The sequence below is a fragment of the Allostigmatella hybrida genome (assembly GCF_020103775.1).
Lineage (GTDB): Bacteria > Myxococcota > Myxococcia > Myxococcales > Myxococcaceae > Hyalangium > Hyalangium aurantiaca.
In genome coordinates, this window is record NZ_JAHXBH010000002.1 from 211275 (window position 1) to 234112 (window position 22838).

Genomic DNA, 22838 nt, shown 5'->3' on the forward strand with positions numbered 1-22838 from the left:
ATGACGTACCGGCGGGCTTGTGAGTACGCGCCCGGGGCCCCCGCTGACAGCCCCCAAGCCGCGATATGCGAGAAGTCTTAAGACACCCGGTCCTTGATGTGGGCCACCACAGCCGGATCCCGGACGGCACCCAGCTCCTCCGTGAGGAGCCAGTCCACCGGTTCCACCTCGTAGACATCCCGGGCCGGGTCATACCCGAGGATGAGCGCCTGATCTCCGCGCTTGAGCTGATTGGCCTTGCCACAGAAGACGTTGAGGATGAGGCCCGCGCCGCCATCGGCGAAGGTGGCCTGGCCGAAGCTCCCCGTCACCGAGCCGCTGTTGATGAGGCACACCCGGCCCATGAGCGCATCGCGGCTCGGGGCCTTCTGGGAGATGAAGATGGGGCGCAGGGGCCGGACCGCCAGCGCCGCGAGGAGCGTGCCCAGCACCAGGCTGAGCAGCAGCATGCCGCCGCTGATCACCGCGCCGGGCAGCACCGCGCCGAGCATCTCGTGCGCCGTGCCACTGCCCAGCAGGGACAACGTCCACGAGGCGAAGACGATGAAGCTGCCGGAGATGGTGACCGGGATGCCCGCGAAGCCCAGGCCCGAGAGGGCCCCCGCGTCGATGTCGTTGCCGTGGCCGCCCGCGGCCTTGGCGCTGCCCACGATTCCGTCCGCCGCGCCCTTGGCCCCGCCTTCGAGCACGCCCCCGAGCGCCTTGGCGCCGCCCTCGAAGGTTCCGCCCGCGGCCTTGGCGCCCGCGGCGACGTCCCCATCCAGCATGTCCACACCGGCCGCGCCAAGGATGACGCACAGCCAGTACACCAGCACCACGCCCATGAAGATGCTGAGCAGGGCTGTCGGAAAAGCCAGGATGGCGTCGAGGAAGGCGGTCATCGGCTCGGGGGGTTGGAGACTTTCCAACACGAGTCTAGACCAAGCGGGCGGCAATCCGGAAAGCCCCCCTTCCCAAGATGCCTGCCTGCCCTACGAGCCTCCCGCCGCTGGGCCTTTGCGGAAGCGGCTCCGGCTGCCCAGCTATGAAGCAGTTCACAGGCGCACGGTGCGTCTGCCTGCCATGGCGAGTCATGACGCACCTCGAACGGCTACAGAGTGAAGGAATTCACAGGCGGGGAACCCCGGCGCGCGGGTTCCGGTACGTTCGCGCCGATGGCCGTGCGGTGTCCCGTGCCGAGCGCGAGCGCATCGACGCACTGCGGCTGCCGCCCGCGTGGACGGACGTGGCCATCGCGCCCTCCGAGAAGGCGAAGCTCCAGGCCATCGGCAAGGACGCGGCGGGCCGCTGGCAGTACCGCTACAGCGAGGCCTTCTCGCGCCGGCGCCAGGAGGCGAAGTATGAGCGCATCGTGGGCTTTGCCCGCGCCCTGCCGAAGATGCGGCGCCGGGTGAGCGCGGATCTCCGGCGGCGGGGGCTGGGCCGGGACAAGGTGATGGCGTGCATCCTGCGCATCCTGGGCACCTGCTTCATCCGGCCCGGCAGCCAGGTGTACGCGGAGGAGAATGGGAGCTTCGGGCTCGCCACGCTGCGTGCCCGGCACGTGAAGGTGGTGGGCGAGACGGTCCACTTCGACTTCCCGGGCAAGAGCGGCCAGCGGCAGCAGCGCGAGCTCAAGGACCGGCGCGTGGCCACCCTCATCCGGCAGCTGCTCAAGATCCCGGGGCGGGATGTCTTCAAGTTCGTCCTGGACGATGGGCACGTGGTGGACGTGCGCCGCCGCCACATCAACGAGTACATCCGCGAAGTCATGGGCGCGGACTACAGCGCCAAGGACTTCCGCACGTGGGGCGGAACGCTGGTCTGCGCCTGCGCGCTGGCCCGGGCCCGGAGACGGGTGAAGCAGGCCGAGGCCCAGAGCGGCGTGAAGGCGGCGAAGAAGACCATGGTGGCCGCGGTGAAGGAGGCCGCCCACCACCTCGGCAACACCCCGGCGGTGGCGAAGGCTTCCTATATCTACCCCTCCGTGCTGGCCATGTTCGAGCAGGGCAAGGTCGTGGAGCGCTACTTCGAGTCCGTGGAGGAGCTGGCGAAGCACGAGAAGCCCGTGCTCCACTGCTCGGAGAAGGCCCTGCTGGAGATGATCCAGGAGGGGGCCACCTGAGGCCGCGTCCGGCTCAGGGGTTCGGGGCCGAGGGGACCTCGCCCGTCAGCACGCAGATGAGGGCCACCGGATCGCACTTCACCGGGAACAGCGGATTGATGCCCGAGCCCCGGAGTCGGCCCGCCTCGAAGTCCGGGTTGGGATCGCACAGTGTGTCGTTGGGCACCTTCGGCGTGCCACTGCCGCAGTTCACCACGGGCCAGATGCCCTTCACCTGGTACTCGGCGATGCAGCCGTTCTCGGTGTAGAGCAGGTCCGCGACGAACTGGGTCCCGGGGATCTGCGGCGTGTTGTAGATGCGCAGGTTGAGCCACGTGTAGGTGAAGCTCTGGGCGGGCCCGGAGCTGTCCTCGGGCACCTCCACCCGGGTGGGCGTCAGCGTGGGCACGTCGCAGAAGTTGTCCTCGCCCGGCACCTCGCCCAGCGCGCCCAGGGAGTTGGGCGTGGGCGCGGGCCCCGCCGCCAGCCGCGAGGCGTACTGCTCCAGCAACTTCCCCACCCGCGCGCTGCGGATGGCCACGGTGTCGGGCGCCTTCGGATCCTCGCTGTAGTACTTCTGCAGGCCCACCGGCTCGGCGGTGAGCTGGGCACACGCCCGCGTGGGGTCCTGCCCCTCCTTCAGGATATAGGCCGCGGCGAACGAGCCCGTGGATCCGTCCGAGACGGCCCGTGCCACCACGCACTGCCGCTCCGGGTCCTCGGTGTTGCAGGCCAGCAGCGCGGCGGCGGCCACGCCCACACTCAATTCCCTCACTCGACGCTTCATGGAAGGTGTTCTCCGGGGGGCCTTAGAAGCTGATCTTCGCGCCCAGGCGGACGGACCGGGGGGCCTGGTAGGTAATGGGGCGCTTGAAGTTGGGGTTGAGGTCGGCGGAGGTGATGGGCTTGTTCGTGGACGTGGAGATGACCTGGCACTCCCCCTGCCCCGTCACGCAGGCCTCCACGCCCGCGGGGCTTCCGCCCTGCTCGATGGCGTAGACGCGGGTGGTGGTGAGCGTCTGATCCACGGCGGTGTACTGCTGGAAGTTGAAGAGGTTGAAGACATCCAGCGACAGGGTCAGCGTGGAGTTGCCCGGCAGCTTCCGGTTGAAGCCCACGCGCGTGTCGATGCCATGCACCCACGGCAGCCGGCCGGCGCTGCCACGCGGCAGGATGAACGTCTCCGAGCCGCTGCGCTGCGGGTGCGCGCCCAGGTAGTTGAGCGGCGTGCCCGAGCGGGCCCGGTAGCTGCCGCCCAGGTTGAGGCTCATGGCGGGGCCGAGGGCGAACTCGCGCGCACCGAAGATCTTGAAGCTGTGGGTCCGGTCGCCCGGCAGCGGACCATCGCGGTTGAAGGTCAGCGAGAGCAGATCGAAGTCGCGCGTCAGGTTGGGCGAGAGCTGGCCCGTGTCCGCGCGGAAGAGGCCCGAGTAGTTGCCCCGCAGCCGGGACCACGTGTAGCTGGCCTGGGCGAGCCACTGGTTCGAGAAGTTCTTCTGGTAGTAGAGGTTCAGCCCGTCGTACCGGCGGCGCGCCACCGGGAAGTCCGACGAGTACCCCTTGCCGGGGTTGCCCAGGAAGAACGTGTTGCCGTCGTCCCGGCTCATGTCCTCGATGACGTTGTTGAGGCTGCGCAGCGTGTAGGCGGCCCCGAAGCGGCCCAGCAGCAGCTCGTACTCGGCGCCTGCGGAGAGCTCGTCCATGGACTGGGGCTTGATGTTGGGGTCCACGGAGACGCGGTCGCCGCCCTGCGCGTCCCAGCCCTGGTTGGGGCTCTCCAGGTTGCCGATGACGTCCCGGTTGGGGGCGATGGAGCAGGCCTCCTCCAGGTTCCCCGGCACCGTGGGGTTGCACGGCGGCGCCTTGTAGGTAGCCGACAGGAGCTGCTGCTGCGGGAAGGACAGGTCCGCCATGTCCAGCGGCACGCTCTCGTAGAAGCGGGCGTAGTTCACGAAGAGCTTCGAGCGCCCCTGCTGGGTGAAGTCGTAGATGACGCCCACGCGGGGCGACCACTGGTTGGGCAGGTTCAGCCCCACCTTGTCATCGAGCCCATAGAGCGTCTGCATGTCGTAGCGCACGCCCACGTTGACGGTGACCTTGTCGAGCACGGACCAGCTGTCCTGGAGGAAGCCGCCCACCGTCACCGAGTGGGAGGTGCCCTCCTTCGTCTCCAGGAAGACGGGGGTGTCGGGCGCCGCCAGGTAGCCGTACTGGTTGAGGCTGAAGAAGCACGAGCCGTCCGTGCACTCCTGCCACTGGGCGAAGCCCGTGCGCGCCCGGTTGTTGTAGAAGCTCGTCCGCTCCGCGTCGAAGCCCGCCTTGATGATGTGGTGGCCGAGCGCCTGGACGAGGTACGTGCCCAGCACCTTGCCCTGCACGCGGTCCAGCCGCTGGATGCTGATGGTGCCCGGGCCACCCGTGGTGTAGGCGCTCACGGGGCAGCGCTGCCGCTGCTCGGCCACGGTGGCCCCGCAGGCGCTGGTGAACGGCAGATCCTCGAACTCGAGGATGGTGTGGGAGCCCGGGTTGCGCGTGCGGCGCCAGCTGATGCGCGGCTCGGCCGACAGGCCCACGCCCGTGTTCAGCCCCGAGCCGTCCGAGGGGAGGATGGAGTCCTCCTGGTGGTGCCAGCCCACCGTGGCATCGACGAGCAACGTCTTGTTGAAGAACGAGGAGGACTGCTTGGCCACCAGGTCCAGCGCATCGTTCTCCCGCCGGGTGGCGATGGAGTCGTAGGTGCCCTGGACATAGGCGGTACACGACAGCCCCGAGCAGACCTCCGGGGCGCCGTCGTCGCTGAAGGAGTACTTGCCCTGCCCTCCCGAGGAGCGCGGGGTGCCGAAGGCGGACACCGAGAGGTTGTGATCCGGGTTGAAGTTGTACGTCAGCTTGGCCAGGTACTGGAGGCTGCGCTCATCGGCGAAGCGGTTGACCCGGCTGCCCCACAGGGGAATCGTCTGCGTGTAGCGGGTCTCCGGGTCGATGCGTGCACTGCCCACCTTCTCGCAGCCGTTCTCCGGATCCAGCTCCGTGCAGATGTCCAGCGCGTTGACCCGCCGCTCCACGCGGATGCGGTTGAACGAGGGGGCCACGCCTCCGTAGAACCAGAGCTTGTCCTTGAGGATGGGCCCGCCGAGATCGAAGCCGAAGTCGCCCAGGTTCCACGGCTTGCCCTGCGCGGAGATGACGCTGCCCTGCTGCTGGATGGCGGTCCCCGAGTTCTGCAGGAAACCCGGGGCCATGTTGGCGAAGACGGAGCCGTGGAACTCGTTGGAGCCGGACTTCGTGACGACGTTGAGCACGCCGCCCGTGGAGCGGCCGTACTCGGGCATGTAGCCGCTGGTGATGATGTTGACCTCCTTCACGAACTCCACGGACAGGGGCGTGCCCACCGTGCCCACGCCGGGATCATTCACGGACAGGCCGTCGACGACGTACTGGCTCTCCGGGGAGCTGCTGCCGCTGATGCTCACCCCGTAGGTGTCCTCCTGGGCCCCCGGGGCCAGCTCGGCCAGGCCCTCGAAGGAGCGCGAGGCCGAGCCCTTCGTCCCCGGCCGGATGACGGCCAGGTTGCGGATCACCTCCGCGTCCACGCTCACGCCCTGGGCACTGGAGCCCACGTCCACGGTGGCCGCGGCGGCCGTGATGGCGATCTCCTCGCTCAGCGCGTCCGGCAGCAGCTCGACGTTGACGCGGATGGTGCGGTCCAGGCGCAGGGTGATTTCGCCGCGCGCGTAGGGCTTGAAGCCGTCGCGGTCCACCCGCAGGGTGTAGACGCCCGAGGGAAGCTGGGGGATGCGGTACAGGCCGCTCGCATCCGTGACGACCAACTGCTCGCCCTGAAGCTGGGGCGCGATGACCGTCACGACTGCGTCCTGCAGGGGCTTCCGGGTCGAGGCGTCGAGGATGGTCCCGGTGATGACCGAGGTGCCCTGCGCCCAGGCCCCAAAGCCCAGCAGCACGGCGGCAAGACACAGCGCTCGCGCGAGATGACGACGACTTTCCACGGTGAACCCCTCTGGCACTGGCCGCCGCACTTTGTCTCAAAGTGTAAAAAAGCCAAAACCCCATCTGGTACACGCGGGAGAGGCTTGCTCGCATCCCCCCATGGCGAAGCGCGGCAAGGGCACTCACTCCAAGCCCAATGAGCGGGATGTCATCCCGGAAGGCATGGAACTGCCGGACCGGAACCTCTTCTTCAACCGGGAGCTGTCCTGGCTTGCCTTCAATGACCGGGTGCTCCAGCTTGCCGAGGATTCCTCGGAACTCTTGATGGAGCGGCTGAAGTTCTGCGCCATCTACGCCCGCAATCTGGATGAGTTCTTCATGATCCGGGTGGCCCGGCTGCACGAGCAGGCCCGCACCGGGGGCACCCGGCTGGTACCGGATGGGGCCAGCCCGGGCGAGACGATCGACCGGTTGAACGCGGGCATCCGCGAGCAGGGGCAGCGGCACAGCGCCTGCTTCGAGCAGACCCTGCGCCCGGCCCTGGCGGACAAGGGGCTGCGCATCCTGTCCATGAAGGGGCTCGACCCGGAGGCCCGGGCGCAGGTGGACCAGCGCTTCCGCGAGCAGATCTTCCCGGTGCTCACCCCCCTGGCCATCGGGCTGGGCCGGCACTTCCCGTACATCTCCAACCTCTCGCTGAGCCTCGCGGTGCTGCTGAGAGACCCCGTAGCGGAGACGGAGAACGTGGCACGGGTGAAGGTGCCCAAGGAGGTGCTACCCCGCTTCGTGCCGCTCAAGGGCCGCACGGACTTCGTCCCGTTGGAGGACATCATCGCCCTCCACCTGGGGGCGCTGTTCCCCGGCATGGAGGTGCTGGACTACGGGCTTTTCCGGGTCACCCGGGACGCGGACTTCACGGTGTCCGACGACGCCGAGGATCTGCTGGTGGCCGTGCAGACGGAGCTGAGCGAGCGCCGCTTCGGGGATGTCATCCGCCTGGAGATCCAGGAGGGCATGAGCCCCAAGCTGCTCGAGCCGCTGATGGAGGCGCTCAAGCTGGAGCCCCGGCAGGTGTACGAGGAGAAGGGGCTGCTCGCCCTGACGGATCTCCACGCGGTGCTGGGCACGCCCGGCTTCACCGGGCTGAGGGATCCGCCGTGGAGCCCCGTCACGCAGCCCCGGCTGCGGGCGGACCCCGACGCGGAGACCCACTCGGTGATGGCGGCGATGCGCCGGGGGGACTTGCTCGTCCACCACCCGTATGAGTCCTTCTCCACCTCGGTGGAGTGCTTCGTCACCGAGGCGGTGGGAGATCCCGACGTCCTCGCCCTGAAGCAGACGGTGTACCGGACCTCGGACAGCTCGCCGCTGGTGCCCGCGCTCATCCGCGCCACCGAGAGCGGCAAGCAGGCCGTGTGCATGGTGGAGCTCAAGGCCCGCTTCGATGAGCGCACCAACATCCGGTGGGCCATCGCGCTGGAGGAAGCCGGGGTTCACGTCGTCTACGGCATCCCCGGCCTGAAGACACACGCCAAGGCCATCCTCATCGTCCGGCGCGAGGGCGAGAAGGTGCGCCACTACGTCCACATTGGTACCGGCAACTACAACCCGAAGACGGCGCGGCTCTACACGGACCTGGGGCTGTTCACCACGGATCCGGAGATCGGCGCGGATGTGGCGGACCTCTTCAACTTCCTGACCGGCTTCGCCCGCCCCCAGTCCTTCCGCAAGCTGCTGGTGGCGCCCCTCAACATGCGGGAGGGCTTGCTGGAGGAGATCCGCCGCACGGCGCAGGCCCACTCGCCCGAGAAGCCCGCGCGCATCCAGATGAAGATGAACGCGCTGGTGGACCCGGCGATGATCCTCGCGCTCTATGATGCCTCCCGGGCCGGGGTGAGGGTGGAGCTCAACATCCGGGGCATCTGCTGCCTGCGTCCCGGCGTCCCGGGGTTGTCCGAGAACATCCGGGTGGTCTCGACGCTCGGCCGCTTCCTGGAGCACTCGCGCATCTACCTGTTCGAGCGGGCCGCCGGGGTGCGCTGCTACATCGGCTCGGCGGACCTGATGCCCCGCAACCTGGACCACCGGGTCGAGGCGCTGGTGCCCGTGGAGGATCCCCCGTTGCTGGCGCAGATCCGGGACCTGCTCGACCGGTCCCTCGCGGACAACACGCATGCCTGGGAGCTTCAGGCGGCGGGGGCCTGGCAGCGGCGCACGCCCCAGGGGGAGAAGCGCTGGGCCCAGGCGGAGTTGATGGAGCGGGCCACGCGCATGGTCCAGGCCAGCAGCGGCCGTCCCGTGCCCTGATCGGCCCAGCAGGCGAGCGCTTCCGCCTCCGGGGGTGTGCCCCTTTGCACCCGGAGCCGGTACGCTCGCAGGCGTGAGCGAGTACGTCACCCACCGGAACGCCCTGCCCGGCCCTTCGCTGGAAGCCCTCCGGGAGGCCCTGCTCCGCTCACGCTTCGTGGCGCGCAGCCCGTTGATGGGGACGTTCCAGGCCAGCCGGGGCTTCGCCTTCATCTTCACCGAGGCGGGCCGGGCCACCCTGGAGGAGCGCTTCCCTTTCCTCTCGGAGTACCTGGCGCTGGTGACCTCCTCCACGACGGCGCGCGGGCTGCTGCCCTGGCGGGAGCGGCTCTTCGGCCCTCGCCCGGAGCGGCTCCGGCCCAGTGCCTTCTACGTCAACCTGCTGCTGCTGGAGGCGGGCAAGGGCGTGGGCCGGCACATCGACGCCACGCTCCAGGAGCCCAGCGGCGTCGCGGATGCCGTGCCCGAACACGTGAGCGTGCTCTACCTCCAGGTTCCCCCGGGCATCCAGGGGGGCGCGCTGCGGCTGCTGCGCGACAACCAACCCCTGGGACAGGTCCGGCCCCGGAGCGGCCTGCTCGTGCACTTCCGGGGAGACCTTCAGCACGAAGTGCAACCGTTCACGGGCGGCCCGGAAGGCGCCCTGCGCGCGAGCCTCGTCTGCGAGCAGTACGCCTTCGGCCCCGAGGCCCTCGCGCGCATTGCCCCGTTCCGCATCCAGTCCAAGGCGGGCTTCGGGGCCTACCTGGACGCGCACCGGGACCGGGAGCCCTCCGAGGCGCAGAAGCGCTCCTCGAACGGCCCGTAGCGCCCAAAACAAAAAACCCCAGCCTTGAGGGCCGGGGTTTCCGTTCGACTTCGATGGTTGCGGGGGCAGGATTTGAACCTGCGACCTTCGGGTTATGAGCCCGACGAGCTACCAGGCTGCTCCACCCCGCGATATGAAGTTGATGCGCTGCCTTGAAACACCTGGGGCTCTTCCAGTCATCCCGGAAGAGCCCCCGGACTTACGAGTTGCGGGGGCAGGATTTGAACCTGCGACCTTCGGGTTATGAGCCCGACGAGCTACCAGGCTGCTCCACCCCGCGGCGAAGTGGGAGGCTAAGTACCGCCCCCCCACCTGAGCGTCAACACCTTTTTCCCTCGGAGGCCCCGCCTCAGGCCTTCCGGTTCTTCAGCAGGTCGGCGAGCGTTCCGAAGCCCTTGCCGCCGGCACCGCTCGGCTTCTGGCTCTTCTGCCACGCATCCAGCTCCGCGCGCTCCTCGGCCCGCTCGGCGGCGGTGATCGACAGGCGGATCTTCCCGGACGCATCGATGTCCAGGATGGCCACCTTCACCTCCTGGCCCAGCGAGAAGTGCTTGCGCAGGTCCGTGCCCCGGTCCGTGCCCGTCTCGGCGGCGGGAATCAGCCCCTTGCCGCCCGGGAAGGCCAGGAAGACGCCGTACGGCTCGATGCGGTCCACCTTGCCGGTGACCACCTGGCCCACCTTCGGGCGCGGGGCCGCGGGCTCGGCAGGCTTCGCCGCGGCGGGGGCCGCCGTGCGCTCCTCGGCGGGGCGCTGCGCCTCCTCCTCGGAGATCTTCCGCAGGCCGATGCGCTTCTCGTTCGGATCGATCTTCTCGATCGTCACCCAGATGGTCTCGCCCACCTGCACCACGTCGCGCGGGTGCGCGATGCGGCGGTCGGAGAGCGCGGAGATGTGCACCAGGCCATCCACGCCCGGGCGCAGCTCCACGAAGGCACCGAACTGCTGCAGCCGGACGACCTTGCCCTGAAGCCGGTCGCCTTCCTTCAGCTCGGCCAGCGCCACCTTGAAGGGGTCCTCCTGGCGGGCGCGCAGCGAGAGCGTGATGCGCTCCTTCTGCTTCGCCTTGTCGGGCGAGTTCGGCTGACCCGCCTCCATGCGGAGGATCTCCACCTCCACCTCGTCGCCGACCTTCACCACGTCGTTCGGGTGGCCCACGCGCTGGTAGGACATCTCGGAGACGGGAATCATCCCCTCCACGCCGCCCACGTCCACGAAGGCGCCGAAGTCGCGCACGCCGGTGATCTTGCCCTTGATCACCTTGCCCTCGGCGAGCGTCTTGCGCGTCTGCTCGGCCTGCTTGCGCTGCTCCTCCTCCAGGAGGGCGCGGCGCGAGAGCACCACGTTGCGCTCGCGGACCTCGGTGACCCGGAAGGTCAGCTTCTCGCCGATGAACTGGTCCGGCTTCTCCACGAAGCGCAGGTCGAGCTGGCTGATGGGGCAGAAGGCGCGCACATCGCCGATGGCGACCTCCACGCCGCCCTTGTTCACGCTCAGCACCATGCCCTCCACGGGCATGCCCGAGGCGCGGGCCTCGGCCAGCATGGCCATGGAGGCGCTGCCCTTGGCCAGCGTGCGGCTCAGCAGCACGCCACGGGCGCCCGCCTCGATGACGTGCGCCTCGATCGGGTCGCCCACGCCGTAGCGCAGGATGCCCTCGTCGTCCTTCAGCTCGCGCAGCTCGATCATCGCCTCGCTCTTGACGCCATCGAGCGACACGAACGCGGTGTCCGCGCCCAGCTGGAAGATCTTCCCGGTGACCTTCTCACCGATGCGCACGCTGCGGCGGGCGGGCACTCCGCCCTCCTTCACCTGCGCCTCGAACATCTCCGCGAAGGACTCGTTCTCGGGCACCTCCTCGTAGAGCGCGCTGGACGGCGCGGGCACGGGACGGGGCGTGGGCACCGGCGCGGCGGACGCCTCGGCGGCCGGGGCCGCGGGGGCCTCACCCACCTCGGAGGGGGCCTGCTCGCTGGAGGGGCCGCGCGTCTCGATGACCCCCGAGGCGCGCTTCACCACCACCATGGGGCCCTGCTTGCGCTCGCCCCCACCGGCACCGCCGCCGCGGCGCTCGCCGCCACCGCCGCCCCGGGGACGGCGATCCTCGCGAGGGGCGGAGGTGGACGCGCCACCCGCCTCACCCTCGGGCTTCGGACGCGCATCGCGCTCGCCGCCCCCACGGCCAGGGCCTCGGCCCTTGTCGTTGGGGCGATCGCTCCCCTTGCCCTCTCGCTCGCCGCTGCGGCCAGAGGGAATACCGAGCATCACGTCGCCGAAGGTGGCCTTTGGCTTCTTCGGGCCAAATCCACCGGCTCCACCAGAACCGCTTTTCTCGTCGCTCACTGCCGAGACCTTCCTGAAGGAAATCCTGCCCAGGGTTCAGGCAAACACCGGGTCCTGAAAAAGGCGGCGCACTCTACACACAGCCCAAGCTGGGACGGAAGACGCTTGCGTCCTTTTGCGCACACTGCGTCCTTTTTGAACGCAGTGCGGTGCCCTTTGCATTCCATGCAATCGGCTGCCTGGCCCCTGCCCGCTACCGGCCCAACAGCCTTTTCGCCCGCCGGAAGACGGCCTGAGCCTGGGGGAAGCCGAGCGCCCCCGTGAGAGCGAAGTAGGTGGCGCCAAAGGGCAATACCACGGCCAGAAAGGTGGCCACCGGGTGCAACGCGGGCGGCACCAGCCACCCGCCGCCCCACTCCTCCGACACCCCCGGCATGGGCCCCAACCCCTGGAACAGGGCCCACTTCACGCCCAACCCCACCCCGCCCGCCGCGAGGGCACACATCCACAGCTTGGGGAGTACCCCGGGCGGAGGCCCCACGGACCCTCCCAGAACCCGGACGAGCTTGCGGCGCAGCAGGAAGGCCTCCAGCCAGGCCACCAGCCCGCTGGCCACGGTGATGAAGGCGGCGCTCAGGTGCCGGGGCAGGCCGAGCCAGGGGGCCAGGTGCAGGCCCACGCCCCAGGCCAGCGCCGCCCCCAGGGAGACCCGCACCACGGCGAAGCGCAGCGGCGTCCCCGGGTCCTTCAGCGCGTAATAGGTGGAGGAATAGAGCCGCCCCACCGTGCCGGACACCAACCCCACGGCGGAGCCCATCAGCAGGTACCAGACGTAGCGCGAGTCCGCGGCCGTGAAGCGGCCCGTCTGCAGGAGCGCCGCGCTCACCACATCCCCGATGAAGAGGAACGCGGCCGCCGAGGGCACCACGAAGAAGGCCACGCGCCGGGCCCCCGCCTCGATGCGCTCGCGCAGCTTCGCGTTCACCTCCTCGGTGGCCCCGCCCGTGGCGCGGGCCATCTCGGGCAGCTCCGCCGCCGACACCGCCATGCCGAAGAGGCTCACCGGGATGAGGTAAAGGGTCTGCGCGTAGAAGAGCGAGGAGAGGGCCCGCTCGGACAGCAGGGACGCGATGGCCGTGTCCACGTAGGCGCTGATCTGCACCACGCCCCGGCCAATCACCACCGTCATGAAGCTGCGCAGCACCTGGCGCACCGAAGCGTTCGCCACGGAGAGCGAGGGCCGGAAGCGCCCCAGCAGCCGCAGCACCGAGGGCACCTGCACCCCGAACTGGAGCAGCCCGCCCAGCACCACCGCGTAGGAGAGCACCTCCACCAGGCGCGCCTCCCCCATCCGGCCCCCCGCCAGCACCAGCGCGGCGATGATGACGAGGTTCCACACCACCGGGGCCAGGTAGGACAGCAGGAAGCGGCGGTGGCTGTTGAGGATGCCCAGGCACCACGCGGACAGCACCAGCAGGCCCGTGCCGGGGAAGACGATGCGGACCAGCCGGATGGCCAGCTCCCGCGACTCCCCCTCGAAGCCGGGCGCGATGACGTCCACGAACAGGGGCGTGGCCAGCATGCCCAGCGCCACCATGATGCTGGTGGCGAGCGCCATCAGCCCGAACACGGCCCCCGCGACCCGGTCCGCCTCCTCGTGGTCCTTGCGCCCCAGCAACTGCGCATACACGGGGATGAAGGAGCCCGAGAGCACCCCCTCGCCGAACAGGTTCTGCAGGAAGTTGGGGATGCGCAGCGCGGCCTTGAACACGGCCGCCGCGGCCGCGTTGCCGAGGTAATGGGCGAAGACGCGCTCTCGCACCAACCCCATCAACCGCGAGGCGAGAATCCCCGCGGCGACGAGCATGGCCCCCCGGCCACTCCCGGCGCCAGTGGACTTGGGGGTAGAGGGGGAAGGCCCGGGGGCCGGCGGAGGGTGCGGAGCAGGAGCAGTCAAGCGGGCGCGGGACTCTACGCGGGACGTTCACCACCCTGAAGCAGGAAGGCAGCGGGGCACTGTTTTGCTTGACGGTCGGCCCAGCGGGCCGCATGGTCCCCTGCCCCCCTCCGCCCCCACTGCCCCTACCGCATGACCAAGGTCCTGGTCCTCGACGACGAAGCGAATCTGCGCAAGGTGCTGGCCGCCATGTTGCGGCGGGAAGGCTACGACGTCACCGTGGCCGAGAACGGTGAGCAGGGGCTCGCCGAGTTCCACAAGAACGGCGCCGACATCGTGGTGACGGACCTGGTGATGCCCAAGGTGGGCGGCATGGACGTCCTGCGGGGCGTCAACGCCGCCAACCCGGACGTGCCCGTCATCATCATCACCGCCCACGGCACGGTGGACTCCGCCGTGGAGGCCATCAAGGCCGGCGCGTTCGACTACATCACCAAGCCCTTCGAGCAGTCGGAGCTGTCCGCCGTCATCGCCAAGGCCTCCAAGGCCCACGAGAGCGCCCGGCACTCCGTGCGTCCGGACATCAAGGCGCGCACCGCCATCATCGGCGAGTCCCCGCTCATCCAGGACGTCTACAAGATCATCGACAAGGTGGCGGACACGCCCTCCACGGTGCTCATCACCGGCGAGAGCGGCACGGGCAAGGAGCTCATCGCCACCGCCCTGCACGGCGCCTCCAGCCGCCGGGACAAGCCCTTCATCAAGATCAACTGCGCGGCCATCCCCCACAACCTCATCGAGTCCGAGCTGTTCGGCTACGAGCGCGGCGCCTTCACCGGCGCCGTCACCTCCAAGCCCGGCCGCTTCGAGCTGGCCGACGGTGGCAGCCTCTTCCTGGACGAGATCGGCGAGATCCCCGTCGAGATGCAGGTGAAGCTGCTGCGCGCCCTCCAGGAGGGCGAATTCGAGCGCGTGGGCGGCATCAAGACGACGCGCGTGGATGTGCGCCTCATCGCCGCCACCAACCAGGACCTCCAGGCGCAAATCGAGAGCGGGCGCTTCCGCAAGGATCTGTACTACCGGCTCGCCGTGGTGCCCATCGTCCTGCCCGCGCTCCGGGAGCGCCGCAGCGACATCCCCATGCTCGCGCGGCACTTCGTCGAGAAGTACAACCGCCGCCTCAACAAGCGCATCGAGGGCATCACCGACGATGCCCTGACGCTGCTGCAAACCTACGCCTGGCCCGGCAACATCCGCGAGCTGGAGAACCTCATCGAGCGGGTGCTGCTCTTCGCCGACGGGCCCCTCATCACCGTCAAGGACCTGCCGGAGCCCGTTCGTCAAGGCGACACCTCCCCCGCCCTCTCGCCCGCTGGCCCCCCCGCCATGGAGGCCCATACGGGAGAGACCGGTCTCAAGGACATCATCCGCATGAAGGCCGCGGAGCTCGAGAAGGACCTCATCACCAAGGCCCTGGAAGAGACCGGTGGAAACGTCACCCGGGCAGCCAAGCTGCTTCAGATCAGCCGGAAGTCCCTTCAAACGAAGATGAAGGAGTTCGGCCTCCGGGACACGGCCCCGGAGGGCAAGGACGAAGGGGCCAGCAAGGACGACGGTCCCGACGAATAGGCGGGGCGAAATATCGCCGCGCGGGCGGCGGTTTGGGCCCGGCGGAACTGCTCGACACAGGGAGCTTGCATGCGGCCGTCTCTTCCCACTCTCGGAACCCCCCCCAAGCGCAATCGCCTGGGCTCGGTGGTCACCATTTCGATGATTCTCGGTGCCGCCGCGGGGGGAGTCTGGTGGTGGAAACAGCGCCCCGCCTCCAGCGAGCCCGAGGCCACTGCAGCCGCCGCCCTGCCCGCGGCCCCGCCCGTCGTGGTGGTCCCCACCACCCCCGTGGTCCCCACGGACCCGTTGACCGCCGCCGGGCTGTCACGCGCCTCCGTGAAGATCGAGGGCCCCCTGGAGACGGCGCTCGTCCAGGCCACGGACCCCTCCGTGGGCCCCGCGCTGGCCCAGGTGGTGACGCGCAGCCTCGTCTGGTGGGTGCAGGTGCCCAACGAGATCCTCCGCGGCGACACGCTGGACGTGCTGTACCAGACGCGCCCCGGCGAGGAGCCGCTCGTGCACGCCGTGCGCTTCGCCAGCAACAAGACGGGCCAGACGCACCGCGCCTACCGCTTCCAGGCCTCGGGTGACTCCAACCCGCGCTATTACCTGCCCTCCGGCGACGAGATGGAGATGCGCCTGGAGCACTCGCCGCTGGACGACTACGAGCAGATCACCTCGCTGCTGCGCGATGGCCGCCGGCACAAGGGCGTGGACTTCAAGGCCGCCGTGGGCACCCCGGTGAAGGCCCCCTTCGCGGGCGTCGTCAAGCGCAAGAACTGGAACTTCGGCTCCAACGGCAACTGCGTGGAACTGGAGGAGCTGGGCGGCAAGCGGCGCCGGGCCCTGTTCCTGCACCTCTCCGAGCTGTCGCGCGGGCTCACCCCGGGCAGCCGGTTCTCCACGGGCCAGGTGATCGCCGCCAGCGGCAACAGCGGCCGCTCCTTCGCGCCCCACCTGCACTACCAGCTCATGACGCAGGATGACCGCGTCATCGATCCCTTCGACAGCCACCGCACCTTCCGGCGCTCGCTGCCCGCGGCCCAGCGCGGCGCGCTGGAGGCGGAGATCCGCCGGATGGATTCGCTGCTGGCGCCCTCCGTGGCCGGCAACAGCCCCTGAGGCGCACCCATTTCTTGACACCCCTGGGCATGGCGGCTAGCGTCGCCGCCAATTTCTCAAGAGTTCTCAGGGGTTAGGCCACCGTCGGCAGCAGGCCAGAGGCCGGTTGCCACCATCCGCGGGCCCTGGGAGCGACAGAGGCTCTTCGGAGGTCGGATGTACAGGCTTCGCGCCGTTCTCGCTGCGCTGACGCTGGGCGCACCACTGGCAGCCAACGCAGCGGAAATCACCCGCATCGCCTCCTCGTTCGAGGAGAACGATCCGTTCGATCTGTTCATCGACGTCGGCTTCGAGCGCACGCAGACCCGGGCGAAGATCACCCGTGAGCAGCTCGATCCTCTCGGAGAGAACGGGCGCATCGAGGCCTCGGAGGTCTGGTTCAAGGGCGTCGACTCGCGCCTGAACATCGACCTGGCCGTCGGCATCTACAAGGACCTGGAGTTCTCCTTCGGGCTGCCGCTCATCCTCCAGCAGAACGACAGCTACGGCTACGTCTCCGGGACATCGGACGAGAACTCCACCATCCCCAACAACTGCATCAGGCCGGATGGCACCGAAATCACTACCGTCAACCCTGAGACTAGTCTGGTCGAAAGGTGCTCAGAGACTGGCAGCGGAGCACAAGGTCTGTTCACCGTGCCGTCCACGAGCAAGCGCGGCGGCCTGGGCAACATGCGCTTCGGTCTGGCCTACGCCTTCTTCAACCAGGCGGACGACGACACGAAGCCCACGTGGATCCTCGGCATCGACTACGAGGCGCCCACCGCCAAGCTGAGAGATCCCAGCCAGGACAACACCGAGGCCACGGAAGAGCGGGGCAACGTGGGCGACCGCGTTCACAAGTACACCTTCTACACGTCCTTCTCGCGGAAGCTCGGCGTCGCGGAGCCCTACTTCCGGGTCCACTACACCCTGCCGGTGACCGGCCCAGGCATCTACTCCAACTGCTTCAACAGGACCGAAGACGGTTCTTCGTCGCCCACCCTGGGCACGCCCAAGAACTGCGGCTCGAAGGACTGGAACCGCAAGGAGACGGGCATCAAGGCGCCCAGCATGGCGGGCTTCGTGTTCGGCACGGAGATCGCCACCTACAACAACAAGAACAAGAACCAGCAGTTCTCGCTCGACCTGCGCACCATCGGCACCTACGTGTCCCGGGGCCGCTACTACAACGAGCTGAGCTCCGCCCTGCACAAGCTGCTGGTCAGCCAGGACTACTTCCAAGTGGGTGGCATGATCGGCGCCACGGCAAGCGCCGGCGAGGCCTTCCGGCTGCGCGCCACCGGCACCTTCCTCTACAACACGAACCACACGCTCACTGACGAGGACCTCGGCAAGGACCTCAACAACAACGGCCGGATCGACATCTCTCCCACGGTGGGCGAAAACAAGGAGGAAATCCCCAACGAGGAGCTCAACCCCTCGTTCGATTACCGCACGGACCTGCCGTCCCGCCGCTTCCGGGCCACCGAGAGCAAGACGTTCCGCCTGGAGCTGTCGGCGACCTTCGCCTTCTGAGCCCTACCGCTTGAGGCTCAGCCCCAGGCGGTAGACGTCCTGTCCAGACCAGCCCGCGCGGCGGGCCAGCTCGGTGCTCAGCGCCTTGAGCTTCTCGCCGCGCTCCAGCCCCTCCTCCAGCGCTCGCCGCAGCTCCTCCTCGGACCAGCGGCGCTCGCCGGTGCGCCCCTCCACCAGCACCACCACCTCGCCCCGGGGCTCCTCCGCGCCATAGCGGGAGGCCAGCTCAGACAGCGGGCCGCGCACGAACTCCTCATGCAGCTTGGTCAGCTCCCGGGCCACGCACGCCCGCCGGTCGCCCCAGGCCTCCTGCAGGTCCACCAGTGTCTCGCCCAGCCGCCGGGGGGACTCATAGAGCACCAGCGTGGCGGACAGCAGGGACACCTCCTCCAGCATGGTCCGGCGCTCGGGCCCCTTGCGCGGCAGGAAACCCAGGAAGTGGAAGCGGCCCGTGGGCAGTCCGGACGCACTCAGGGCGGCGATGAGGGCCGCAGGCCCGGGCACCGGGACCACTTGAATGCCCCGCTCCAGGGCCTCGGACACCAGCTTCTCGCCGGGATCACTGATGCCGGGACTGCCCGCATCGGTGATGAGGGCGCAGTCCTCCCCCGCCTCCATGCGGTCCAGGAGCCGGCCCGCACGCTGGCCCTCGGCGAAGGCGGGCAGGCTCACCGTCTCCGGGGCCAGGCCGAAGTGCTCCAGCAGGATGCGGGAGTGGCGCGTGTCCTCACACGCGACGAAGGCCACCTTCTTCAGGACGTCCAGGGCCCGGGAGGTGATGTCCCCCAGGTTCCCGATCGGGGTGGCGACAAGGTAGAGCGTCCCAGGCATCGGTCTCACATCCCCGCATCGAAAGCATTGGGCAGGTGCTCGACGCGCGCCTGCCCGCCGTGGCCCACCACCGAGATGACGTCGAAGCGCATCATCCGGTCTCGCAGCTCATGCGCGAAGAGATAGTGCAGCGCGGCCTTCACCACGCGGCGCTGCTTGGAGAAGGAGACGGTGTGCGAGGGGTCTCCCCAGACCGCCGAGGAGCGCATCCGGACCTCCACGAAGCAAACGGTGTCCCCCTGCTCGGCCACCACGTCCAGCTCGCCATAGCGGCACCGGAAGTTCCGCGCGCGGATGCGATAGCCCTGGTCCTCCAGGAAGCGCGCCGCCATCGCCTCGGCCTCGTTCCCATACGCCCGCCGGTCCACCCCTGCCGCCTGCCCCATCCACCCCTCCCCACGTTCACCTGCCCTCAGAGATTGACCGTCGAGTCTGACAGCTGGGCGAAGCCTGGGTGCGCCGTCACGTGCAGCACCTGCGTCAGCGTGCCCAGGTGCTTGAGCATCCGCCCCAGCAGCTGCAGCTTCATCTCTTCCACGCCCTGGAACGGGTGCTCCAGGAGGAACGGGTACTTCACCCGGGCGCTCGCCTTCTCCACCACCGTGAGGCGCAGGGCCAGGTAGTACAGGTCCAGGTCCTTGGGCAGCAGCTCGCCCACGGGCACATGCCGCCCCTGGGAGAACACGTACCCCCGGCCCTCATGGTCCCAGTCGATGCTCTGGTAGCGCCGGTCCGTGAGGGCGGTGAAGTACTGGAGGCAGCGGTCCTTGAGCTGGCCCTGCACCGAGGAGAGATCCGAGGCCAGCAGGTCCGCCGCCTGCGCCAGCAACACCGGCGAGGGATCCTCCAGGGGCTCCGCGGGGCCTCCCCCGAAGGCCGCGGGGGGCGGCGCCTTCGCGAGCGCGATGGACTCCCTCGTCCGGGAGATCTCCCGCTCCACGTCGCGCACGTCGCGCACGTAGGTGCCAATCTTGGCGATCTGCGCGCTGACCTCGTCGATCTGCCGCTTGATGTCTTCGCGCTGCTCGCCCGCCGCGACGAACTCCGGCGAGGCCTCCATGGCGGCGAGCTGGTCGCGCAGCTCCAGCAGCCGCTGCTCCAGCAGCCCCTTGCGCTCGAACACGGCGGGGATGTCCGCGGGATCCTCCAGCTCGAGCACCTTGAGCGCCTTGCGCACGTGCGCGGACTCGGCCTCGAAATCATCGAGGATCTTCTTCTCCCGCGCGGCGAACATGACGTCCTTGCGGCCCACGTCCGTGGTCCTCGACAGGTCGTCCACGTAGCGCAGGGCCAGCATGGCCGCCCAGCCAAACGCCGGGATGTCCAGCAGCACCAGGTACCGCCAGGCGCTGTCCAGCACCGAGCCCAGCACGATGCCCAGCACCAAGAGCAGCGTGCCCCCGCCCAGGCCCGCCCAGAACTGCCCGTTGGCCGTCAGGGGCTCTACCGCCACGGGAATGGACTGCGCCTCCTGCTCCCGCTCGGCCGCCAGCCGGTTCAGTGCATCGTCCCGCCGGGACAGCGCCTTGGGGTAGCGCTCCACGCGCGTGGCGATGTCCGCGGGCAGCCCCAGCGTCTCGGGCGTGGGGGCGGCGTTCCACGCGGCCTCCGCATCCCGCACGGCCACCTTGAGCCCCTCGGTGCTGTTGAGCCTCCGCTCCGTCTCGAAGAGCTGCGAGTTCAGCCCGTCGAGCTTGAACTGCAGCTCGTCGACCTCGCGCGAGCGCACCATCTCCTTCTCCAGCTCGCGCACCCGCGCCTCGGCCGCGGGGATGTCCTCCGCGGGCGTCACGGCCTGATTGCTCGCCAGCGCGGAGCCCGACGTCACCGAGGGCCGCTTCAGGTCAGGCCGGGAGGTCCTCAGCCGCGGCCTGCGCGAGGGCAAATGCCCCGGCAACAGGCAGTACACCTGCTCCAGGGTGGTGCGCGACGGCATCCCCGCCTGCGCGCGGAGGAACTGGCCGATCTCCGCCGAGTCCTGGCTCACCAGCTCCGGCGGCTGCCCCGGGGCGGTCTGCCGGTGCAGCGTGCCGGAGCCGCCCAGCTCTCGCAGGAGCCGGTACGTCTGCGCATCCTGCCCCACGAAGGTGAAGGCCGCCTTGCCCGGCTTCTCGCTCGAAGCCGCGAAGCTCGCATCCCCGCCCCGCCCGTCGGCATAGAAGAGCGCCAGGGCGAGCCCCGCAAGCGGGCTCACATCAACGGTGGGCGGCTTCAGGACGAGGTAGCCCGCCTTGAGCGCGAAGCGCCCCTGGGCCGAAAAACCCCGCACGTTCTGGACGGCGACCTCGACAAAATGCATACGCCCCCATGGTAGCGCGAACGAAAAAAGGAGTGCCCAGGAATGGGCACTCCTTTTTGGAAAAGCGGGGCGGGCGCCCGGCTTCGGAGACTAGGCCTTGGCAGCAGCCTTGGGGGCCTTCTTGTCGCCCATCTTCTCCTCCTGGACGTCCACGCGGGACGCCTTGCCCTTGAGGGCGCGGAGGTAGAAGAGACGGTTGCGGTTCACGCTGCCGCGCGAGAGAACCTCGATGCGCTCATAGCGGGGGCTGTGCAGCGGGAAGATGCGCTCCACGCCGACGCCGAAGGAGACCTTGCGCACGGTGAAGCTGGAGCGGTTGTTGCCCTTCTTCTTCCGGATGACGACGCCCTCGAAGGCCTGCACGCGCTCCTTCTCGCCTTCCTTGACCTTCCAGTGGACCCGGACCGAGTCCCCGGTCCGGAAAACCGCCACGTCCTTGCGGAGAAACTTGGACTCGACGTGCTCGATGGCGCTGCGACGCATGACGACCTCAGAGAGTAGTACGAACAAAAAAGTAAGAGGGGCGCCTACTAGCAGAGAGCAGCGGGTCCGACAAGCCCGGAGATCAGCTCAGGCCGCCAAACCCCCGCCGACACTACAAGTCTTCCTCCCGCAGGCCGAGCAGCTTGCGGTCGGCCAGCCCCAGCTCCACGCGGGAAAAGAGGTCCGCCCGGCGCTCCTGGGTCAGGTGCAGCGCCTTCCAGCGCCGCCAGCGGGCGATCCGGGCGTGGTCCCCCGACTGGAGCACCGCGGGCACCTCCGCCCCCCGGAACGCAGGCGGCCGGGTGTACTGGGGGTGCTCCAGCAGCCCCTCCTCGAAGCTCTCGCTCACGTGGGACGCCTGGTTGCCCAGCACCCCAGGGAGCAGCCGCGCCACGGCGTCCACCACCGCCAGGGCCGCCACCTCCCCGCCCGTGAGGATGAAGTCCCCCAGGGACAGCTCCCCGTCGAGGAAGGGCATCACGCGCTCGTCCACGCCCTCGTAGCGGCCACAGACGAGGATGAGGCCCGGCGTGTGGGCCACCAGCTCCCGGGCCCGGGCCTGGGTGAACGTGGGCCCCCGGGGGCTCATGAGCAGCACCTTCGCCCCGGGGTGCCGGGCCCGCGCCGCCTCGATGGCCGCCACCAGCGGCTCCACCTTCATCACCATGCCGGCGCCGCCCCCGTACGGGGTGTCGTCCGTCACGCGGTGCTTGCCCTCGGCGTACTCGCGGATGTCCGTGGCGGTGACGGACAGCTTTCCCCGCTCCTGGGCCTTGCCCAGGATGCTCTGCCCCACGTAACCGGACACCATCTCCGGAAAGAGCGTGAGGACCTCCACCGGGTACATCAGCGGCCGTCCTCGTACTCCAGGGGCCGGACGACAATCCTGCCGTTGGGCACATCCACGGTGGGGACGAACTCATCGGCGAACGGGACGATGATCTCTGGCTTCCCCTCGCCCCGGATGACGAGGTTGGGCACCTCACCCGTGTTCCAGATCTCCGCCACCTGGCCCAGCACCTGGCCGGACTCGTCCACGGCGGTGAGCCCCACGAGGTCTCCCTGGAAGAACTGCCCTTCCTCCGGAGGCTCCAAGTCCTCGCGGTAGACGAAGACCGCGGCGCCCACGAGCGCCTCGGCCGCCTCGCGCGAGTCCACCCCTTCCAAGGCGACGATGTTCTCCTTGGGGGTGGGCCGCACATCCTCGATGCGCAGCACCCGCTCCTCGCCCGCCCGGGTGCGGACCGAGAGCCGCTCGACCACATCGAGCGACTCCGAGGCCGCATCGAACGTACGGATGGCGATCTCACCCTGGATGCCGTGGGCCCGGGCCACATAGCCGAGCTCCAACAAGGGCCGGGGCGTCACGGGGCGTCAGGGCCCGGAGGGGCCGGCGGTGCGGGCGCCGCACGCCGGTCATCGAGGATTTCGAGGCGGGCCTTCTGTCCCTGCTTGTGGGCCGCGGCCCCCAGCAGCGTCCGGAGAGCGTTCACGGTGCGCCCATCACGGCCGATGACCTTGCCCACGTCCTCGGGGGCCACCTTCAGCTCGAAGAGCCGGGCGCCATCCACCTCGGACACACGCAGGCCGACCTGGTCCGGTTGATCGACCAGGGCCCGCGCCAGATACGTAACGAGTTGCTCCACGTCC

At 69.2% G+C, this 22838-nt stretch carries 18 protein-coding genes and 2 tRNA genes; 6 read left to right on the forward strand and 14 right to left on the reverse strand.

Translation table 11 applies throughout. The features are described 5' to 3' along the window. Positions 1 to 77: 77 nt before the first annotated feature. Positions 78 to 881 carry a hypothetical protein gene (locus KY661_RS06120; RefSeq protein ID WP_225409490.1) on the reverse strand — a complete coding sequence of 268 codons (804 nt, stop codon included), beginning with the start codon at positions 879 to 881 and terminating at the stop codon, positions 78 to 80. 284 nt (positions 882 to 1165) lie between these two features. Here KY661_RS06120 and KY661_RS06125 point away from each other — a divergent pair, with 284 nt between their 5' ends. Further along, positions 1166 to 2104 carry a DNA topoisomerase IB gene (locus KY661_RS06125; RefSeq protein ID WP_317987220.1) on the forward strand — a complete coding sequence of 313 codons (939 nt, stop codon included), beginning with the start codon at positions 1166 to 1168 and terminating at the stop codon, positions 2102 to 2104. A gap of 13 nt (positions 2105 to 2117) precedes the next feature. Here the strand turns inward: KY661_RS06125 and KY661_RS06130 are convergent, their stop codons facing one another. Together KY661_RS06130 and KY661_RS06135 are read right to left on the reverse strand one after the other, a co-directional pair. Then, positions 2118 to 2858: a hypothetical protein gene (locus tag KY661_RS06130; RefSeq protein ID WP_225409313.1), complete on the reverse strand. Its 741-nt coding sequence runs from the start codon at positions 2856 to 2858 to the stop codon at positions 2118 to 2120. Between the two features lie 34 nt (positions 2859 to 2892). Beyond that, the gene (locus tag KY661_RS06135; RefSeq protein WP_225409314.1) at positions 2893 to 6090 is read right to left on the reverse strand and encodes a TonB-dependent receptor; all 3198 of its coding nucleotides are present in this window, start codon (positions 6088 to 6090) and stop codon (positions 2893 to 2895) included. A gap of 100 nt (positions 6091 to 6190) precedes the next feature. On the opposite strand from KY661_RS06135, the gene ppk1 reads away from it, so the two are divergent. Continuing rightward, positions 6191 to 8338, forward strand: coding sequence for a polyphosphate kinase 1 (gene ppk1 / locus KY661_RS06140; protein WP_225409315.1), 2148 nt, complete (start codon positions 6191 to 6193; stop codon positions 8336 to 8338). Positions 8339 to 8411: 73 nt separating this feature from the next. Continuing rightward, on the forward strand, positions 8412 to 9146 hold the full coding sequence (locus KY661_RS06145; protein ID WP_225409316.1) for a 2OG-Fe(II) oxygenase: 735 nt from the start codon (positions 8412 to 8414) through the stop codon (positions 9144 to 9146). Positions 9147 to 9200: 54 nt separating this feature from the next. Here KY661_RS06145 and KY661_RS06150 read toward each other — a convergent pair. The 4 genes from KY661_RS06150 to murJ form a co-directional block, all read right to left on the reverse strand. After that, positions 9201 to 9277: transfer RNA gene (locus tag KY661_RS06150), tRNA-Met, on the reverse strand. A gap of 75 nt (positions 9278 to 9352) precedes the next feature. After that, positions 9353 to 9426 (reverse strand) — tRNA-Met (locus KY661_RS06155). Positions 9427 to 9495: 69 nt separating this feature from the next. Continuing rightward, on the reverse strand, positions 9496 to 11409 hold the full coding sequence (locus KY661_RS06160; RefSeq protein ID WP_263436777.1) for a S1 RNA-binding domain-containing protein: 1914 nt from the start codon (positions 11407 to 11409) through the stop codon (positions 9496 to 9498). Between the two features lie 271 nt (positions 11410 to 11680). Further along, positions 11681 to 13294, reverse strand: a complete 1614-nt coding sequence (gene murJ, locus KY661_RS06165) for a murein biosynthesis integral membrane protein MurJ (protein WP_225409318.1) — start codon at positions 13292 to 13294, stop codon at positions 11681 to 11683. A gap of 222 nt (positions 13295 to 13516) precedes the next feature. Here murJ and KY661_RS06170 point away from each other — a divergent pair, with 222 nt between their 5' ends. The 3 genes from KY661_RS06170 to KY661_RS06180 all read left to right on the forward strand — a co-directional run bounded on the left by KY661_RS06170 (position 13517) and on the right by KY661_RS06180 (position 17575). Continuing rightward, positions 13517 to 14953, forward strand: a complete 1437-nt coding sequence (locus tag KY661_RS06170; protein ID WP_225409319.1) for a sigma-54-dependent transcriptional regulator — start codon at positions 13517 to 13519, stop codon at positions 14951 to 14953. Between the two features lie 69 nt (positions 14954 to 15022). Then, positions 15023 to 16057: a M23 family metallopeptidase gene (locus KY661_RS06175; protein ID WP_225409320.1), complete on the forward strand. Its 1035-nt coding sequence runs from the start codon at positions 15023 to 15025 to the stop codon at positions 16055 to 16057. A gap of 156 nt (positions 16058 to 16213) precedes the next feature. Beyond that, complete coding sequence (locus KY661_RS06180; protein WP_225409321.1) at positions 16214 to 17575, forward strand: hypothetical protein; 1362 nt, start codon at positions 16214 to 16216, stop codon at positions 17573 to 17575. A gap of 3 nt (positions 17576 to 17578) precedes the next feature. On the opposite strand, the gene rsmI is transcribed toward KY661_RS06180, so the two are convergent. From rsmI to KY661_RS06215, 7 genes are all read right to left on the reverse strand, one after another. Continuing rightward, positions 17579 to 18406, reverse strand: coding sequence for a 16S rRNA (cytidine(1402)-2'-O)-methyltransferase (gene rsmI / locus KY661_RS06185; RefSeq protein ID WP_225409322.1), 828 nt, complete (start codon positions 18404 to 18406; stop codon positions 17579 to 17581). A gap of 5 nt (positions 18407 to 18411) precedes the next feature. Then, the gene (locus KY661_RS06190) at positions 18412 to 18792 is read right to left on the reverse strand and encodes a YraN family protein (protein ID WP_225409323.1); all 381 of its coding nucleotides are present in this window, start codon (positions 18790 to 18792) and stop codon (positions 18412 to 18414) included. A 26-nt stretch (positions 18793 to 18818) separates the two neighbouring features. After that, a complete protein-coding gene (locus tag KY661_RS06195) occupies positions 18819 to 20705 on the reverse strand; it encodes a chromosome segregation protein SMC (RefSeq protein ID WP_225409324.1) in 1887 nt (628 codons plus the stop codon). Positions 20706 to 20795: 90 nt separating this feature from the next. Then, positions 20796 to 21188, reverse strand: a complete 393-nt coding sequence (gene rplS, locus KY661_RS06200) for a 50S ribosomal protein L19 (protein WP_225409325.1) — start codon at positions 21186 to 21188, stop codon at positions 20796 to 20798. 112 nt (positions 21189 to 21300) lie between these two features. Further along, positions 21301 to 22035, reverse strand: a complete 735-nt coding sequence (gene trmD, locus KY661_RS06205; protein ID WP_225409326.1) for a tRNA (guanosine(37)-N1)-methyltransferase TrmD — start codon at positions 22033 to 22035, stop codon at positions 21301 to 21303. Then, entirely contained in the window at positions 22035 to 22556 is a 522-nt protein-coding gene (gene rimM, locus KY661_RS06210; RefSeq protein ID WP_225409327.1) for a ribosome maturation factor RimM, read from the reverse strand. Before rimM ends, trmD begins: the two co-directional genes overlap by 1 nt. Beyond that, positions 22553 to 22834 (reverse strand): KH domain-containing protein, encoded by a 282-nt coding sequence (locus tag KY661_RS06215; RefSeq protein ID WP_075011125.1) that lies wholly within the window; start codon positions 22832 to 22834, stop codon positions 22553 to 22555. Before KY661_RS06215 ends, rimM begins: the two co-directional genes overlap by 4 nt. Between the last annotated feature and the right edge of the window lie 4 nt (positions 22835 to 22838).

Bases quoted from the DNA above. Each gene is read 5' to 3' on its own strand.
- KY661_RS06120 (WP_225409490.1), bottom strand. From the start codon at position 881: ATGACCGCCTTCCTCGACGCCATCCTGGCTTTTCCGACAGCCCTGCTC.
- ppk1 (WP_225409315.1), top strand. From the start codon at position 6,191: ATGGCGAAGCGCGGCAAGGGCACTCACTCCAAGCCCAATGAGCGGGAT.
- KY661_RS06160 (WP_263436777.1), bottom strand. From the start codon at position 11,409: ATGCTCGGTATTCCCTCTGGCCGCAGCGGCGAGCGAGAGGGCAAGGGG.
- murJ (WP_225409318.1), bottom strand. From the start codon at position 13,294: ATGCTCGTCGCCGCGGGGATTCTCGCCTCGCGGTTGATGGGGTTGGTG.
- KY661_RS06170 (WP_225409319.1), top strand. From the start codon at position 13,517: ATGACCAAGGTCCTGGTCCTCGACGACGAAGCGAATCTGCGCAAGGTG.
- KY661_RS06175 (WP_225409320.1), top strand. From the start codon at position 15,023: ATGCGGCCGTCTCTTCCCACTCTCGGAACCCCCCCCAAGCGCAATCGC.
- KY661_RS06180 (WP_225409321.1), top strand. From the start codon at position 16,214: ATGTACAGGCTTCGCGCCGTTCTCGCTGCGCTGACGCTGGGCGCACCA.
- rsmI (WP_225409322.1), bottom strand. From the start codon at position 18,406: ATGCCTGGGACGCTCTACCTTGTCGCCACCCCGATCGGGAACCTGGGG.
- KY661_RS06190 (WP_225409323.1), bottom strand. From the start codon at position 18,792: ATGGGGCAGGCGGCAGGGGTGGACCGGCGGGCGTATGGGAACGAGGCC.
- KY661_RS06195 (WP_225409324.1), bottom strand. From the start codon at position 20,705: ATGCATTTTGTCGAGGTCGCCGTCCAGAACGTGCGGGGTTTTTCGGCC.
- rplS (WP_225409325.1), bottom strand. From the start codon at position 21,188: ATGCGTCGCAGCGCCATCGAGCACGTCGAGTCCAAGTTTCTCCGCAAG.
- trmD (WP_225409326.1), bottom strand. From the start codon at position 22,035: ATGTACCCGGTGGAGGTCCTCACGCTCTTTCCGGAGATGGTGTCCGGT.